The sequence below is a fragment of the Psychrobacter sp. CX18 genome, assembly GCF_057396215.1.
In genome coordinates this window covers 56,676-74,916 of the sequence record NZ_JBXYJH010000003.1, presented here as the reverse complement: position 1 = coordinate 74,916, position 18,241 = coordinate 56,676, and the positions used below count along the sequence as shown (strand labels likewise).

Below are 18,241 nucleotides of genomic sequence, written 5' to 3'. Positions count from 1 at the left end.
TTAAGGATGGTTTGCTTGATTTGGATTGGGGCGGGTAGGTTTGATTTTTTTAGATTCATTTGTTGGGTGTCGTAAACTCCACCCAACTTTGTACTAGCTGAGTTTTTAAAATAGATTGGAGAGTAGGGTATGAGTGGTGATATATTCAAGGGACTGGATGAAGAGACGATTGCAAAGATTAAAGAATTACAAAAAGTCACTCGTGAAAAAGATGGTGGGCAGGCTTTTGCAGAAGCAAATAGGAAGTTAGCAAAAATATATTTTGATTTAGAGCTTTATGATAAAGCAATTGATGCTTGTAATGAGGTAACGCTCTCTGACCATAAAAAAATTTATTATAAGACTCAATTTAATATTGGATCTGCATTATTTGAGAAAAATGAATATGAGAGAGCCATTAATCAATGGATGTCTATACAGCGCGAAAATGATTTAAATATCTATATGAGGGCTCAATTTAATATTGGCACTTTACTCAAACGACTGAATAGGTATTCAGAGGCAAAAACGGCTTATTTAAATATTGATATCAATAATGACAAGTCTTTATATCTTAAGTCACGTAATAACCTTGCAAGTATTTTAATCAGAAATAATGAAATTTCAGAGGCAATTAGTATACTTCGTGACTTGAAGCTTAATAGCGACTCAGGCTCATATCACAAAGCTATATTAATTCTTGGGCAACTTCTTATAGTAAGTGTAAATTTACACGAAAAAGGATTTAAAGATAATATAGAAGAAGCTAAAAGTTGCTTTGAGTCTGTTATCAGTTCTTATCCTTACGAAGCCTACTGCTATTTGAAAATATGTGAACTTCTACAAGATTTTAATACATTCTCAGCTGGGAAGTTCTTAGAACGTATGTTTGATTACGTACGCAAAATATTACAAAAACTAACCATAACTTTTGAAGATTCGTTAGAAAGAAAGCTCGCTCATTATACTAAAACAGATGTCGCCAATACCTTACTAGCTACTAATACTGAGGATAGTCAATTAGGTTCACTGCGCCTAAATACCATTAATAATGTTAACGACCCTAGTGAGGGGCATGTATTGGATCATTATCTTAATAGATTTGGCAGTGAAGTAAATTATACTCAAAGTTTCGATAAGCATTTTCAAGCGTTTGTTGGTTGTTTTACATTTAATCATAATAGTCTTAACCAATTTCACTTATACGGAAAACAAGATAATTTAGAAGCATCTGGTGTTAGCCTAGTTTTTAAGTCAAGTTTTTTTAATTCAGAGAGCTTATCTAATGGAATTGCTTTTTTACCCAGCTATTTAAGTACAGGTAACCAGAAGCAGGCTACTACCTCAGATATTGAGGATGAGGTAGAAGTGCAACCTCATGAAGTTAATTCAGATGGAAAAGTATCTAATTTGCACGTAATGCGATGTGTTTATATTGAGCCTGAGTCTAGATATGTACAATTAGCACAAAGAAATAAGATTACTTTTTATAGAGAGTTTATTAATAAAGATATGGCTGAGGAAAAATGGAAAGAGTATAAAGAGTTTATTAATGGCACAACAAGTGAAGTTTATGACGCCTTAGAAGAGCTGACTACAACTTATCAAGACTTAAGAAAGAGTCACCCTCAGGCTTTTGAGGATAATAGTGAGCTTATTAATAAAATCCTACTGCCCTTAAAGTACTTAATTAAGCACTCTGCTTTCCAAGAAGAGCAGGAGTGTCGAATAATATATATAACATCTATTAGTAGCCCAGAAGTCGTAATGAATTTTGGAAAATACTTGTATGTTGAGTATGAACCTGATGTTAGATCAAATCTAGATAAAATCTATGTCGCACCTGCGGCGACTCATTACCAGCCATATCTTGCTAAATTATTGAGTGGTACTGATGTTAAAATTGATTTATCTAAACTTCCGTACCGACATAATTAAAAGCGTATGGCTACTTTAAATATCTGTAAGAACTCGATCTGACCGCTAGCCCTGACAGTAGCGGATATACTTACTTGACTACTGCGATGCGGTGACTTGGCTAAAGAGGGTATCGTGATAACAGGAACCGATTTAGCGTTAGTCACCGCCGCAGTAGGTCAGTAAGATAGAAGCGGATGGCAGGATTAGCTCTAAATAAAAGTCACTCTTTTTGCAGCTCTAGCAAGCGTTGATACAATGCATTCTTTTTAACCCCTGTAATGTCGGATGCCAATGCGGCTGCTTTTTTGACCGATAAATCTTCAAGCAGGCGAAGTAGTAATGTATCATGGATGCTGTCATCATCGGAGTTATTGTTCACATTGCCGCCGACGACCAATACAATCTCGCCTTTTTGCTGATTATTGTCAGATTCAACAAAATGTATGAGTTCGCCTAGGGTAGCCTTTTTGACGGTTTCAAAAGTCTTTGTCAGCTCGCGGCATAACGTCGCAGGGCGATTATCACCAAATACCGCCGCCATGTCTTTAAGACTGGCTACGATACGGTGCGGGGCTTCATAAAAGATAAGCGTTTCGGTTCTATTGGCATAGTGCTCTAACTGCTTAACCCGTCCATGTGTTTTAGCGGGTAAAAAGCCGACAAAGCTGAATTTGTCAGAGGGTAGACCGGCGACACTTAATGCGGCAATAGCGGCACTGGCACCGACAATAGGCACAACACTGACACCAGCGTCATGCGCGGCTTGCACCAATTGATACCCAGGATCGCTAATGAGCGGTGTGCCAGCATCACTGATAAGGGCGATCGAATGACCACGCTGAATCATTTCAATGATTTTTGGAGTTTGCACCTCGCTGTTGTGCTCGTGGTACGCCCACGTCTGTGTGTTGATGCCGAAGTTCGATAGCAGCTTGCCTGAGGTGCGGGTGTCTTCACAGGCGATAATGTCTACTTGGTTGAGCGTCTCGATAGCACGCGCTGTAATATCTCCCATATTGCCTATTGGGGTCGCAACGATGTATAGGTAGGCTTTGGCAACAGAGCTGTTGCTTGAATTCAATGAGTTGTATGGTTCGGAGGATGCGGGATTATGAGTGTCGTCTTGGGCTGTCATAAAAGACCTTAATACAAATAGTAATCGGATAAAACAGTTAGGTATCGTTAAGCTACGCTCAGTTTACCATGATGTGCTAAGATATCACCTGTCAGCTTTTTGTTGTTTTATATTGAACACCCTAAATATTGAATGTCCTAACGCCACCACCTATGATAAGTTGTCATTATGCCTTCTAGTCCTTCACGGCTTCGTTCTCCAAAGCAGCGTCATGGCGGTGGTTATGAGCAGTGTGCAGCGGAGTTTTTGCAGCGTCAAGGTTTAGTGGTTATAGCAAAAAACTGGCAACAGCATAAGGTGGGTGAAATCGATTTGATATTACTGCATCCGGGAAGGTCATGGGATACGTTGGTATTTGCGGAAGTACGCAAGCGAAAGCTAACAGGATATGGGGATGCGCTCATGAGTGTGACCAAATCGAAGCAGCGAAAACTCATTAAAACGGCGCGTTATTTTATGCAGTATCATCCTCAATACGCTGATTTAGAATGCCGCTTTGATGTGGTGGCGTATAATGAGCCATTGGGTTTGAGCAATACAAATCAACGGCGAGCTCAATCTGATTTAGGTAATGCGTTTCAATCAACCCCTGAATTATTGGCTTCTAATGCATCAAACCCTGACCTATCAAATACGTCATATAATAATCAGAACGATAATGTTGATCCTGAATGGGTGCAAGGGGCTTTCATTGCTTCAGCATGGTAGTTAGAAGTAGGTTAGTTAGAGTTGGTTAATTGTAAGTACATTGGTTTTTAAACATGATTTAAAAGTTTGTTTTAAGGTAAGCAGGATTGCGGTAAACTAAGATGCTCATAATTTTATTTGAAATTATGTACAGTTTTAGTTGAGCACCGTTTTTGTCGAATACAAATTGGGTATCATGCCATATTAGGTTAATGCAGAAATGATGCATAAATACTGATGTATAAATATAATACGAACGATTTAGTAGTAAGCTATCAATAAGGATATTTAAAATGGTGAGTGCTTTGTTATCCCATAAATTCTCTATGTCAACTAAGACTATTCAACGTACGACGTTGGGTGCTTTATTAAGCATCAGCCTGTTGTCTGGCTGTACTGCCATTCAAACGATGAATTCACCAGAGGATACCTACGGTGTGGCCGTTACTGAGCGTTCGTTAGCCCAGCGTCTTTTGGATAGGGGTATTGAAAATACGGCACTGGTTAATATAAATCGTATGGATCCTACTTTGCATCAGCGTAGTCGTATTAGTGTGGACAGCTTTTTTAGTACAGTTTTGGTGACAGGGGAAGTTCCTGATGAGCAAACCAAACAGCAGATAAGCAGTATTATTTCGTCGATGCCAGATGTCAAACAGTTTTATAATCGACTCAATGTGGCCAATGCCAAAGGGGCCAGTTATACCATCCATGATGGCTATATTAGCTCTAAAATCAATGCCAAGATCTTGGCAAATAATGCGATTAGTACCAGTCAGGTGAAGATCGTTACCGATGACGGGGTAGTCTATGCGATGGGTAAGCTAACGCCTTCTCAACGAGGTCATTTACTAAATATTGTTGACAGTACGGTTGGTATTAAAGAGTTGGTGCTATTAACTGAGCTGATAGATGACAATGGTGCCCCGATTGATGAAAACAGTATTTCTCAAGAGACCGGGCTTGAGCCGCCTGTAGCGCGTTATAGTGAAGCGCCAGTAGTGGTTGCATCATCGCCTGCTCAGGGAGCACAGCAAGCACAAGGATCTAGTAGTAACAACCAAGCTGGCTATTCTCCTTCAACACCCACCTCTTATGCAACGCCTACAACATCTACAGCAGCATCTGCAGTGCCGACCACAGTGGCCCCAATTGTCGCACCTCCGCAAGGTCAACTCCCGCATGGTCAGCCCCCTCAAGGTCAAGTGGGCACAAACCAAGGAGCTGTTGCGCCTGCAGCTAATCGTCAAGACTCGCAACCTTATGCCAGTCCTTATATTGAGATGTATAAAGAGCAGGTGCCAGGCTGGTAGACCTTTTTATTATTCTGACTATTGATATCGCTATTATCAGCTGTATGGATTTCAGTATTGCTATTAGCATTAAGGTCAATTAGGTAAATTGCTCTAACCCTTGTTATAATTATCATTCTACTGCTTGAAAACGGTAGTGTGCTGATTGATGACAACATAAAGCCCAGTAAGTAGCCATATTTACCCAAATTTATTCAATTAACTTTATTCAATTAACTATGTTCGGTCAACTATCGTTCAACCAACCACATTCACCCAGACTATTATTATAGGTAGACTTTATGAGCATGAACGCTGATGATTTAATTGCATTTTTACAAACCCATTATCCCGATGCTTTCATTCAAGCTGCCAACCAAGGCAATAAGTTTGATGTGCGCGTGGTGGATGACAGCTTTGAGGGAAAGCGTTTGGTACAGCGTCAGCAAGCGATTTATGCTTTAGTGAATGACATCATTGCCAGTGGTGAGATTCATGCGCTAAATATCCAAGCGTTAACTCCCAAAGAATGGGAAGAAAAACAAGAAAGTCACTAATTTTGAGTTTAATACGCCTATGAATCAATCATATACGTACGCTCATCAACCTAGCAATAAGGTTAAACAATTTAGCTTACATTTTGTTTGACACGTTATTGCTCACTTTATTCAACACTTTATCCAATGCTAATAAGCAACCACAGTTTTAGGAACGTATTCAATGGATCAATTTTTAATCAAAGGACGCAGTCGCATTGCAGGCGAAGTTAAAATTTCAGGTGCAAAAAATGCCGCTTTACCGCTTCTTGCAGCGATGATATTGGCAGAAACGCCGACCACATTGACTAATGTGCCTTCATTGCAAGACGTTCGTACCTTGATTAAATTGATCGCCGGTATGGGTATCTCAATCAGTAAAGAGGGGAATACGGTTACCTGTGACACCAGCAGTATTGAAAACTATTTTGCGCCGTATGAACTGGTGAAAACCATGCGTGCCTCAATTTTAGTATTAGGGCCATTATTAGCGCGTTTCGGCGAGGCAGAAGTGTCTCTTCCAGGCGGCTGTGCAATAGGGTCACGTCCTGTGGATCAGCATTTAAAAGCCTTTAAAGCGATGGGTGCAGATATTAATGTAGAAAACGGTTATGTGATCGCTAAAACACCTCAAGGGGGGCGTTTAATCGGCTGTCAATATAGTTTTGATATGGTGACGGTTGGTGGGACTGAAAATGTCCTGATTGCCGCCACTTTAGCCAAGGGCACCACTGTATTAGAGAACTGCGCACGCGAACCAGAAGTGGTCGACTTGGCAAATATGCTAGTGTCAATGGGTGCCAAAATTGAGGGTATCGGCACGGCCACTTTAACCATCGAAGGGGTAGAGAGCTTACATGGTTGTGAGCACTCTGTGGTTGCGGATCGCATTGAGACAGGCTCCTATTTGGCGGGCGCATTGATGACTGAAGGCGATGTGACTACGACAAATACCAACCCACTGTTGCTGCAACCCGTATTACAAAAGTTTGAAGAGATGGGTGCCGTGATCACCACTGGTGAAGACTGGATACGCGCGCAAATGACCGGTCGCCCTAAGCCCGTCAATATTCGTACGCAGCCACATCCAGGCTTCCCAACCGATATGCAAGCACAGCTTATGGCAGTGTGCTGCTTGGCTGAAGGTACCAGCACGATTATTGAGAATATCTTTGAAAATCGCTATATGCACGTCCCAGAATTAAAGCGTATGGGTGCTGATATTCAGGTGGATGGTCATACGGCGATTGTCAGAGGGGTAGAGGCTTTTAATGCAGCACCTGTAATGGCAACGGACCTACGTGCGTCAATGTCACTGGTAATGGCAGGCGCTGCTGCTGAAGGTGATACGTTGATAGACCGTATCTATCATATTGATCGTGGCTATGAGCATGTCGAAGAAAAGCTACGTGGTTTGGGGGTTAATATTGAGCGCTTTAACCCTGTGAAAGATCTTTAAAACCTGTTGATCTTTAAAACCTGTTGATCTTTAAAACCTGTTGATCTTTAAAACCTGTATCCGCAAGCATCAGTGGTCATCTGTCTACATAAGTGATTGCACATTTATATGTGCCATATCAGCAATGTTGTTGGCGAAATAGCCTACTTTAATTTAGGTTAGGTTGTGAATACAGGTTATACCAAATCTAGCAATTAACTTATCGAGGAAGACGAGTGCAAACGCTACAAATAGTAGGTTCAGCGAAACTGACAAAGATAGGTTATTTTATAGAAAAGGTATTATTAACAGCAGAAGTAGACCGTATAAATCAACCATTCCAAAAACTATTACCCTTATCTATTAAAGACTTGTCTTACTATGACTAAAACCAATGAAATATTGAATAAAGCAGATAAAGATTATGATGGTCTGACTTTAGCGTTATCCAAGGGCCGAATTTTAAAAGAGACGTTACCCTTGTTAAAAGCTGCGGGTATAGAACTATTAGAAGATCCCGATAAGTCTAGAAAATTAATATTCCCAACCTCACATGACAAAGTTCGTGTCCTTATCCTGCGTGCCAGTGATGTTCCTACTTATGTAGAGCACGGTGCGGCTGACTTCGGTGTCGCTGGAAAAGACGTTTTATTAGAGCATGGCGCTAAGCATGTCTATGAGCTTCTGGATCTAAAAATTGCACAGTGTAAGCTAATGACAGCTGGCATTAAGGGAGCGACGTTGCCTAATCGTCGATTGCGTATTGCCACAAAATACGTCAATGTGGCACGTGCCTATTTTGCCAGTCAAGGCCAACAAGTCGATATTATCAAATTATATGGCTCGATGGAGCTTGCGCCTTTGGTTGGTTTAGGGGATTTAATCGTGGATGTGGTGGATACCGGCAATACGCTACGTGCAAATGGATTGGAGCCTCATGATCATATTTGTGATATATCGTCTCGTTTGATCGTCAATCAAGTCAGTTATAAACGTAAGTTTGAACTTCTTGAGCCAATATTTCAAAGCTTTAAGCAAAGTGTTAGTGATTAAAGTTGAGTAAAGTATTAACAAGTAGCTGGGTAACATTTTCCTTAATATGAGCGAATCGAATTAACTGAACCATTCTAAGGTCTTGTCTCTAAAGTGTTATCTTTAAACCTATATTTCAAAAATAAGTGCAAACTATAAAAAATACCACTGGTTAACCAGTGGTATTTTTTAATGAAAACTAAGTTAGGTTCAAATCTACAGCAGTCTTAAGTTAAATGAATAAAATTATAGCAGTTGCTGAATATCAATCTCATTAATAGTCTAGACCAGTGGCAATATACAAGCGATTGGCGTCTTCAATTGTTTTTGCGGTATCAAGATGTTTTTGTTCAAGGACACCATCGGTTGACCAAGTGGCAAAGTCATCATCGTTTATTAAGCCAAGACGACCATCGCCCATTAGCCACATGCCTTCTAACTTATCATGAGGATAGTTGAAGGCTTTAACCGCGTCTAAGACCAGCTTTTTACTCACCGGTTTAATACCCGTACGCGTGAGTTTATCCCAGCCAGACTCTGTGCTACCGACGTCCATAAGGTATTGCTCGACAGTTTTTCCAGCAAGCATTAAGCCAAGCTGACTGTCTTGTTTAACATTGTCGGTCTCTGCAATGGCTTCTAGATCCGTTGCGCCATTTAGAGAGATCTTGTAGATATGCTTTTGCGCCCCAGGTTTTTGTCGCTCAAAGCTGCCATCACGCTCAATGACTAAGAAGGTATTGTTATCGAGCGCGACAATGCCGGAGTTCGAATTTTGTGCTTTCTCTTGCTTATACAGATACTGAGAGACCTTACCCGTCTGCAAATTCAGGGTCACGATACGAGTGATATCTTGTTTGCGAACCGCTTTGGATGGGTTGTCCATTGTCGATTGCATGATGCCAACTAACGTGGTTTCATCAGGTGTTATAGTAAGACCTTCCATTCCACGGTTGGCACGGCGGTTGGCAAATTCAGCGGGCAATAAGATCTTTTTGCCATTTACCACGACGTTATTACGGGTATCTGAAGCGAAGGCGTTAATACGGTTGATTTCACGGCCATTAGCATCAAAGTGGACGATATGAGGACCATATTCATCACTCACCCAGAATGTCCCATCTTTAAGCGCAACCAAACCTTCACCATCTAAGCCAAAGTCATCGGTAACGGTAGGATTGGTCGTGTCATTAAAGGGTTTGTTTTTATCGACGACAATCGGTCTGCCTAGCAAGTCATAAGGGGTTTCACCCGTACCCCCTAAGTTGGCTTTATTGGGTAAACCTGAAATTGGGTTACCGGCGGTATCCTTTAATAATATATCTTTTACTTTGATCACTTGACCGTTTTGGGTCAGCTCAAACAATCCAATACGCGGGGTATAGTTAGGCGTCGGGAACATTTTACCGTTGCCCAACTCACCTTTAAGGCTGGCATTAGGACCACGGTCGGTTAGGGCGTAAAATTGCATCGGATTAGTGGGGTGGGCGGCAGCATCGGAGCCATAACCCCCATTACGTATCTCAAGCTCAGTCCCCGAGGACGCATTTCGTACTTTAAGCATGGGCTGATAAGGTAGAGTAGCCCCTTGCTGATAGGAGGCAATAATACTGTTCAATTGTTGACTTGTTAATTGTTGATTTGAGACAACAGTAGAGGGAGACGTTTGATGCGATGACTGTGTAGACGCGCAGCCACTTAAAGCGAGTAATACAGCACTAGATATCGACGTTAAAAACAGTTTTGATGATAATTTTTGTGTAAGATTCATCTTTTTAATCCAATTTAATTGAGTCCAGTTAATGATTGCTTAAGGTATAGGTATTTAAAGTACGGTTGTTTAAGGTGCTGTTATTTAAAGTACGGCTATTTAAACTGCAGCGGGGTGATGACATCAATTATGTATTAAGCGACTGACGACTGCTATGCAAATAACAGCAGCTTTTAACACGTAATGATTGTCTTTAAAAACCAGTAGCAATATTAGAAAATATAAATTGTTACACTACATTAACATTGTGTCAGTATAGTGAAATAGTGAGTTAATAGTCACAGTTACCCACAGTATGCACTTTATTTAGTATCTCATTAACGCAATGATTTACGGATTGAATTAACCTTATTAGACATACCGATTTGATTTTAAGATGGCTTGTTTCTAGCTTATAGCCTTTTATTGTGTGCAACACCTTTAAGGTGTTATTGGTTTCATTAATTACAATTATTAGTAGGTTGTTTAACGTGAATGGTTTAAAATTTAACGGCTCATTGATGTAATAAAAATTAATGAAAACAAAACTTATGCGTCAATAAAACGCTATGTAGTGCGTGCTACACTAGATTGCTAAATCGTTATAGACCTATAAAAATCTTCTAATGCATTAAAGTAACTATTTTAAAGTAACTATTTTAAAGTAACTATTTTAAAGTAACTATTTTAAAGTAACGGTATTAGAAAACCACTTTGCTTAAAGTAATACTAGTCATTAAACATTGCCATTAAGTTGTATCTTGTCATAACTCACCTGTTTAACCGTTTTAACCATTAGCGCGTCTTAGCCAATCAAGCTTTAAGGAATTTTCATGCGTACACTAACCAGCACTGATGCTAATTTTGATAAACAACTCAACGAATTATTGGCGTTTGAAACGGTCAATGACAAACAGCTACTAAGCACCGTAGATGACATCATCAATCAAGTTCGGAAAACGGGCGATGAGTCTGTATTGTCTTTGACGCAGAAGTTTGACGCCCATCCAGCAAAAAGTATGCAAGACTTGATAGTAACTGTAGATGAGCTTAAAAATGCTTTTAACACCTTAGAGTCTGATATTAAAACAGCGCTTGAAACGGCAGCTAAGCGCATTAAAGATTTTCATAAACGTCAAGTACAACAGACGTGGGATTATACCGATGAGCTTGGCAATCGTTTGGGTCAAAAGGTGACGCCATTAGATCGGGTAGGCATCTATGTACCTGGAGGTTTGGCCTCCTATCCTTCATCGGTATTAATGAATGCCATACCCGCAAAGGTAGCAGGTGTTGGCGAGGTAATTATGGTAGTGCCAGCGCCAAAAGGCGAGCTGAACCCCTTAGTATTGGCAGCGGCGCATTTATCAGGTGTTGATAAAGTTTTTACCATAGGCGGCGCGCAAGCAGTGGCAGCATTAGCCTATGGTACTGACACCATTGCACAGGTTGATAAAATCACTGGACCTGGGAATAAATATGTGGCGGCCGCTAAGCGTGCTGTATTTGGTCAGGTCGGTATTGACATGATTGCTGGCCCCTCTGAGGTGTTGGTGTATGCTGAAGGGGAAGCAAATGATAATGCGGACTGGCTAGCGATGGATTTATTGTCGCAAGCGGAGCATGATACTGTGGCGCAGGCCATCTTTGTTACCACAAGCCAAGCTCAGTTAGAGGCAGTGGCGCAAGCTATCGAAAAAGCTTTAGAGCAATTGCCCAAAGCTGATATCGCCCGTGAGGCTTTACAAAATCGCGGCGCTCTAATCTTAGTAAAGGAACGGGAACAAGGAATAGAGGTCATCAATCGTATTGCCCCAGAGCATTTAGAATTGTCGCTTGATAATCCTAATGATCTGATTAACGATATCCGCCACGCAGGGGCGATTTTTATGGGACGCCACACCCCTGAAGCCATTGGTGACTACTGTGCAGGTCCTAATCATGTCCTGCCAACCTCAGGGACTGCCCGCTTCTCTTCACCCTTAGGTGTCTATGATTTTCAGAAAAAATCGTCTTTGATTTACTGCACGCCTGAAGGTGCAAGACCTTTAGCGCAAGTGGCTGATACCTTGGCTATGCAAGAGAATTTAGAAGCGCATGCTCGTTCGGCACGTTATCGCAGCTCTTAGCATCGTTTTTTACAGATATACATTAAGGCGGATTGTTTAGCTTTTAGCTGACCTGATAAGGGTGTAATTAATTAGCTTAGACGATTGTTTAGTGATAAGTAATTATTAGTTTTAGACGCTCTTTAATGCAAGTCGCTTTTAATGCAAGTCGCTTTTTAATGCAAGTCTTTTTTAGTGACAGTTGCTTTTGAATGTTTGTTAGACATTCAGACTAAATTTGGCGGCGGTAAGTGGTTATTAATTAAAAGCTATTAATATTAATGCGTTGTGATATTGATACTATGGACATATTAAAATAAGTAGCAAAGCAAACATCAAAACAAACAGAAAACCACGCTCATAACATAAAACTTTACTTATAAAATGATGAAATAAAATTATGGAATTTAAACCCGATACCCGATTATGGTCAAATAAAACACGCCATTTAACCCCCTATGTCCCAGGGGAACAGCCAAAACATGACAATTTATGCAAGCTTAATACCAACGAAAATCCTTTTCCACCTTCTCCAAAAGTAGCGGAAGCCGTTGGTCACGTATTAGCCAATCAAGCAGATTTACTTCGGTTTTATCCCGATCCAGAATCAGAGGATTTAAAACAGGCGCTGGCGGAACTTTATGACTTAAACACCAACCAGGTATTTGTCGGTAATGGCTCTGATGAAGTGTTGGCTTTGGTGTTTGCCAGTTTCTTTTTAAAGGAGCGCCCTTTATTAGCGCCAGATATTAGCTACAGCTTTTATCCAGTCTATGCTGAAGCCTTTGAGGTCGAGCTGATTAAGATACCACTACGTGACGATTTTACGATTAAAGCCGATGATTATCGTCAGCCGTGTTCAGGTATTATCATCGCCAATCCGAATGCTCCGACCGGCATTTTGATGCCCTTAGATGCCATCAGTAAGTTGGTCGGCGAGCATCCGAATGCGGTGATTGTGATTGATGAGGCTTATATTGACTTTGCGGACAGTGAACAGGGTAACGTATCTGCCGTTAGCTTAATTAATGAGTACGATAATCTTTTAGTCACTCAAACCTTTTCAAAGTCACGCTCTTTAGCGGGTCTGCGAGTGGGCATGGCATTTGGTGATCCATCGCTTATCGAAGCTTTAAATCGTATGAAAAACAGCTTTAACAGCTATCCGCTAGATCGAATGGCGCAGGTAGGGGCGTTGGCTAGTGTAAAAGATAAAGCCTACTTTGAAGACGTTCGTCAACAGGTTATTTCTTTACGCCAGCAGTTGACTCAAGCCTTAACTGCTTTAGAATTTGAGGTGTTGCCGTCGCAAGCCAACTTCATATTTGCCCGTCCAAAGCTGGGTAATGCTAGCGACATTGCCTTAGCCCTTCGTGAGCAAGGGGTGGTTGTTCGTTATTTCGATAAGCCTAGAATCGATGAATACTTGCGTATTACCGTTGGTACCGCTGAGCAAAATCAGCGCTTAATTGAGGCTTTAAAAGAGCTGTTGAGCGAATAAGGCGTCGTGATAATCTGAGTGTTATCAATACGTCTTTATCTCGTAATATACATTGATCTTATCAAATCACTTTAAGCCCTTTCTTTATATAAGCCCTTCTTTTATAAAAGGAAGGGCTCTTTTTTTGAAGTAAAAGGGTATACGGATATGCCCTAACTCTCATTATTTAAAATACGCAGTAAATTACCCACCTTATCATGGCACTCTTGGTATTCGGCCTGACACTCTGAACCGACAGTGATACCGCCACCCGCCCATAAATTTACCTCACCATATTGGTTTGCTTGAAGGGTGCGAATCAGGACATTCCATTGACCTGTCCCATCAAAATTTAGATATCCCATGGTACCGCAGTATGCACCTCGTGGACCGGATTCAAGCTCACTGATAATTTCAACTGCCCGTTTTTTTGGGGCGCCAGTAATTGATCCGGCAGGTAAACTGTCAAATAACACGGTAAGCGGATGGTGTGTTTTATTAATAATGGCGGTAATCGAGCTGACCATATGATGGACATTACTAAAGCTCTCAATTTCAAACAGCTTCGGAACCTGTACACTGCCTATTTCAGCATATTTGCCCAAGTCATTGCGCAGTAAGTCGACTATCATCACATTTTCTGCTTTGTCTTTAGCACTGTTGGCCAGTTGACACTTTAACTGCATATCTTGTTCAGCGGTCTGGCCGCGAGGTTGCGTTCCTTTGATGGGCTTGGTGAGTATCTGCTGTTTGCCATCTTCAGTTCTATTGAACTGAACAAAAAGCTCAGGTGAGCAGCTGAGTAGCTCAAAAGAGTGCCGTTTTGACTGATCATGAGCGCTGCCATAAGACGGATTAATCGCTAAATAGCCCGCAAACGGAGCCTGGGTTTGCTCATGTAGAGCAGGGAGGTAATTAACCAGTTTGATACGGTGCGACATTGACTCAATAGGGTCAGTCTGATTTTGACCGTCAGACATTATTGTTAGTTTAGTCGCAGAAGGGTTGTCATCACATGAGCGTTGACCTAGTCGACCTTGCCATTTTTGAGTCAGATTTATTTGGTAGCTGTCGCCTTGATACAAATAATTTTGGGTTTGGGCAAATGCACGTTGATAGTCATTAAATCGCCAGACGTGATGTAAGGATAATGCTGGCGTAGGCAGGTTAACCATTTTATTGCTATTACCATACTCATAACCACTTTCATGGCTTTGTAAAGGATTGTCATCGGTTTGCGATGCTAAGGAGGCTAAGCTATCCTCAAAGCGTTGCAAATACTGCAAAACAAACTCTATCACGGCCATGTCAGTTTCAGGCTGAACATGAAGTTGCCAGCCTAACGTTGTATGGTGAGTCAGATATATATCATAATGAGCCATAAAGGCGCAGGGCTGATCAGCGACCTTAATATCTGAATTGGGACTGAGGGCCTTTGCACTTAGATCATAGCCGATAAACCCCATAAAACCCTGCTGATAGCATTGGTTTGATTTTTCTAAAGGTTTTTTGGGCTTAGGGTTGGGTTGATTATTAGTTGGGTAATGTGGAGGGGTGCTAGTATTGGCTTCATTATTTGTATGATTAATTGTTGTAGAATTTAGGGTTTGATTAAGGTTTAACGCTAAAGTTTTGGGTAAATCCTGCGCACCTCCCTTTTGATAAGAAGAATGATCATGATGCAAATTGGCATAGTCAATCAGCTCATTAATCCATTCGCTATAAGATGTTAGATAAGTGTTACTTGTTAATAAATCAGCGTTTTGGCTAAGACGATTAGGGTCATCTTTTTCTGGCTGACGACGGGTAGATTTTAAGATCTTAATAGTAAGACTGTGATGGCCATCCTGATTATTATTGTACTCAGGACGCTGTTTTTGTCCATCGCACTGCTTTGATGCAGATTGCTTTGGTTCACAAGAGTGTTGTTTAACCACCGTCCACGATGTTTTAGGTAATAGCCCAATGACCGCTTCACCTTCATTATTAAGCCAACATAACTGCCAAAGTTCGGAGTTGTCAAAATCAGTATTGCTAAAACCAGTCCTGTCAAAAAAGGTCACTAAACGAGGCACAAGTTGGTGCGCTGGCATATTATTAAATGAGAAGGTACGATAAATCATAAATACTCAATGTGATTAAAATAGGACAATTCTAGAAAGAGGGCAAGGTTTGAAAAGGAGTCTCGTTACTTAAGATACCCTAAAACAAGGGAATTATTTTACATTGAACCAAAGCCTGATAACACTGTTTAAACTGATATTGTGTGAAGGATTACATAAGATAGAGTAAATAGCGTCAAAAACTAGTGCCTTATCTTTAAATGAGTTACGGTATTTATCTTATTGAGTCTATTATCGTAACTTTATAATTGGGTCTATTATCTTAATTATATAATTTTACTGAGACGGGAATGCTTTTATTCTTATTTAATTTACGACATTTAATTTACGACTCTTATTTATAGGAATAAAACGGACACTAGTATCTAAAGAAAAGACACAATTGCATTTTTTTAATTTTTAAACCTTTTAAACTTTTATAACTTAATTTATTGAGGAAATATTGTATGAGTAACAAAAAATCAAACTCTAATTCAAAGTCAAAGTCTAACAGTAAGGTTGTTAATGGTATAGACACGGTCGGTCATATTGCCCGTAATAATCTTGAGCGTTTCGGGTCGTTGCTTGATGGTATCAATGCCAAGTCAGGTAAAGCCAATCACTTTAAAGCGGTCGACTTATCTAACTTTGAGACAGGCAATGCGAATAATTTACTAAGTCAACAAACCTTAAAGACATCTCAACAGCTTATGGGTGGTCGCTTTTCAACTTATGGTAAGTTTGCAAAAAAGGTGTTACCAGACAGCATGGTCCAAAAGGCAACGGACAGTGTTTTTTCACAAGTTGCCAAATTGGCGGCAACGTGGAGTCAAATTGACCTACCAAGTGAGCATCGTTTAGAAGGTATTCAAGAGTTAAGCGATCAAGAGCGCAATGCTTTAGCACGTGATATTGCCAATCAAAACCGCGCTTTGGCGACAATGGGCGGTGTTAGTGGGCTTGCAGGATTACCCGGTATGTTAGCCGACACTTTTTGGTTATTATTGGTGTCATTACGTTCTGTCTATCAGTTAGCATCTGTCTATGATAAGCCGCTCACTGGTAAGCAAGGCGTCAAAATGGCTTATGCCGTGTTGTCTCACGCCGACTTAAGCAAAATGCAAGAAAAACAAACCGTTCTAACGGCGTTAGGTATTGCTAAAGGACTTGCAAGCAATGTTGACAATGCCACTGTGCGTGACGAAATTACCAAAGGCCTCGGTAATGTTAGTACCAGTGTTAAGTTTTATGCCGAGCAAGTCGACAAGTTGGCTGAGCAGTTTGACTTAGATATCAATAATGTTAACTTAGGATGGCTTACCAAACTGTTGCCTATCGCATCAGTGGCAACAACAGTTCATTACAACAGCCATCTAATTGATCAAGTTATTGGTGTCGCTCAAGCCACGTTTGGCCCTGAACCTATTCCTTCTAAAGAAGCACTTGTTGATAAAACCGATTCTGGTAAGACCGATTCTGATCAGTCAAATAAGTCATCATCTGATCAGTCTAAAGATAGCACTGACGCTAAGCAAAGCGTAAAAGACAGCGCTCAAGATAACAAAGCAGACGAGACTAAAGACAATCAGTCTAAAGACAACGCTGCTAAAGACTCAGCTAATTCATCAACTGATCAAAAGTCAAAGTCAAAGCCAGAATCAAAGTCTGATGATCAGTCAGATAAAAATGACGCGCAGAAGGATTCTGGTAAAGCGTCTAAAAACGACTCTAAGACGGATACAAAATCTGATTCAACCAAAGACAGCAGCGCTAATAATAAATAAGCAGTTATCACAATATATGCACAACTGATTAGCACAATGGCTATAGTTTTTAAGCTATAGTCATTGTTTGTTTTTAGCTATTTATAACTAAGTTTGTTTTTGATATTAGAGTATCAGTAAAAGCAGTTAGATATCAGTTAAAGCAGTTGAATATAGTAGCCGAGAGTGAGATAGCGAAGTTGGTTGCGGTTATTTCACAACTATTTAACTTGCAAGTAGCTTTGTAAGTCTGTAAAATTACCGCCTTAACTTCCCACTGGGGAAGGCTAGAGATGCAAATGATTGGTGTTTTGTGCTGGAATACGCCAGTGACACGATGGCTAATCATACAAATGCGCTAGTGCCTCAGTTACGTACAGCTAATACAGCTCAGCTGTATATCGGACAAAGAGAGAAATCAAAATGCGTAAAGATATCCATCCAGAGTACCAAGAAGTATTATTCCACGACACCAATGCTGACGTGTACTTCTTAACCCGTTCTACTGCAAAAACCAAAGCCACTCGTGAATACGAAGGCAAAGAATACCCTTACTACCCACTAGATATCTCAAGTGCGTCACATCCTTTTTACACAGGCGAGCAACGTAAAACGTCTAACGAAGGTCGTGTGGCAAGCTTCAACAAACGCTTTGGCGCGTTTGGTGGCCGTAGTAAAGGCAAAAAAACTGACGCTGAGTAATAGCGGATATTCATTCTAAAAAATAGCTCATTTTAGGGTTAGTTATTTAGAAAGGGTAGTGTACAAAAAAACCACCGTTTATCGCGGTGGTTTTTTTATGGAGCCAATCTCGCTTTTTCGCTACTATCTGCTTGAGCACGCATAGCGGAATGCTAAAGGATGCCGTGTCTCCTGCTTCGCGAGCCACTGCATCCTAAGCCTCCGCAATTTGCGCGCTCAAGCAGTATATCCGCTGCAATCGAGGCTAAACCGCTCTATCTTAAAACGCTTAGCACTCGTCATATAGATAGTCTAAAGTGATACAAGCTTATTAAATC

Annotated in this window: 13 protein-coding genes; 10 read left to right on the top strand and 3 right to left on the bottom strand. The window is 40.7% G+C overall.

The genetic code is table 11. From position 1 onward, the window contains the following. The first annotated feature begins 129 nt into the window (after positions 1-129). A complete protein-coding gene (locus AC2SLT_RS02450; protein ID WP_486545901.1) occupies positions 130-1,917 on the top strand; it encodes a tetratricopeptide repeat protein in 1,788 nt (595 codons plus the stop codon). Between the two features lie 202 nt (positions 1,918-2,119). Here AC2SLT_RS02450 and rsmI read toward each other — a convergent pair whose 3' ends face one another. After that, entirely contained in the window at positions 2,120-3,034 is a 915-nt protein-coding gene (gene rsmI / locus AC2SLT_RS02445) for a 16S rRNA (cytidine(1402)-2'-O)-methyltransferase (protein WP_486545899.1), read from the bottom strand. Between the two features lie 168 nt (positions 3,035-3,202). On the opposite strand from rsmI, the gene AC2SLT_RS02440 reads away from it, so the two are divergent. The 5 genes from AC2SLT_RS02440 (at position 3,203) to hisG (ending at position 8,040) form a co-directional block, all read left to right on the top strand. Next, positions 3,203-3,742: a YraN family protein gene (locus tag AC2SLT_RS02440; protein WP_486545897.1), complete on the top strand. Its 540-nt coding sequence runs from the start codon at positions 3,203-3,205 to the stop codon at positions 3,740-3,742. A 272-nt stretch (positions 3,743-4,014) separates the two neighbouring features. Beyond that, positions 4,015-5,034 carry a BON domain-containing protein gene (locus AC2SLT_RS02435; RefSeq protein WP_486545895.1) on the top strand — a complete coding sequence of 340 codons (1,020 nt, stop codon included), beginning with the start codon at positions 4,015-4,017 and terminating at the stop codon, positions 5,032-5,034. A 281-nt stretch (positions 5,035-5,315) separates the two neighbouring features. Then, the gene (locus tag AC2SLT_RS02430) at positions 5,316-5,570 is read left to right on the top strand and encodes a BolA family protein (RefSeq protein WP_486545893.1); all 255 of its coding nucleotides are present in this window, start codon (positions 5,316-5,318) and stop codon (positions 5,568-5,570) included. A 163-nt stretch (positions 5,571-5,733) separates the two neighbouring features. Beyond that, entirely contained in the window at positions 5,734-7,008 is a 1,275-nt protein-coding gene (gene murA, locus AC2SLT_RS02425; protein WP_486545892.1) for a UDP-N-acetylglucosamine 1-carboxyvinyltransferase, read from the top strand. Positions 7,009-7,368: 360 nt separating this feature from the next. Continuing rightward, positions 7,369-8,040, top strand: coding sequence for an ATP phosphoribosyltransferase (hisG, locus tag AC2SLT_RS02420; protein ID WP_486545891.1), 672 nt, complete (start codon positions 7,369-7,371; stop codon positions 8,038-8,040). 253 nt (positions 8,041-8,293) lie between these two features. Here hisG and AC2SLT_RS02415 read toward each other — a convergent pair whose 3' ends face one another. Next, on the bottom strand, positions 8,294-9,790 hold the full coding sequence (locus tag AC2SLT_RS02415; protein WP_486545889.1) for an esterase-like activity of phytase family protein: 1,497 nt from the start codon (positions 9,788-9,790) through the stop codon (positions 8,294-8,296). A gap of 812 nt (positions 9,791-10,602) precedes the next feature. Here AC2SLT_RS02415 and hisD point away from each other — a divergent pair. Next, positions 10,603-11,898, top strand: a complete 1,296-nt coding sequence (hisD, locus tag AC2SLT_RS02410; RefSeq protein ID WP_486545888.1) for a histidinol dehydrogenase — start codon at positions 10,603-10,605, stop codon at positions 11,896-11,898. 379 nt (positions 11,899-12,277) lie between these two features. After that, positions 12,278-13,378: a histidinol-phosphate transaminase gene (hisC, locus tag AC2SLT_RS02405; protein WP_486545886.1), complete on the top strand. Its 1,101-nt coding sequence runs from the start codon at positions 12,278-12,280 to the stop codon at positions 13,376-13,378. A gap of 152 nt (positions 13,379-13,530) precedes the next feature. Here the strand turns inward: hisC and AC2SLT_RS02400 are convergent, their stop codons facing one another. Then, complete coding sequence (locus AC2SLT_RS02400) at positions 13,531-15,480, bottom strand: anthranilate synthase component I family protein (RefSeq protein ID WP_486545885.1); 1,950 nt, start codon at positions 15,478-15,480, stop codon at positions 13,531-13,533. A gap of 446 nt (positions 15,481-15,926) precedes the next feature. Here AC2SLT_RS02400 and AC2SLT_RS02395 point away from each other — a divergent pair, with 446 nt between their 5' ends. Together AC2SLT_RS02395 and AC2SLT_RS02390 are read left to right on the top strand one after the other, a co-directional pair. Beyond that, the gene (locus AC2SLT_RS02395; RefSeq protein WP_486545883.1) at positions 15,927-17,243 is read left to right on the top strand and encodes an EcsC family protein; all 1,317 of its coding nucleotides are present in this window, start codon (positions 15,927-15,929) and stop codon (positions 17,241-17,243) included. A gap of 402 nt (positions 17,244-17,645) precedes the next feature. After that, entirely contained in the window at positions 17,646-17,924 is a 279-nt protein-coding gene (locus AC2SLT_RS02390) for a type B 50S ribosomal protein L31 (RefSeq protein ID WP_486545882.1), read from the top strand. Positions 17,925-18,241 lie beyond the last annotated feature (317 nt).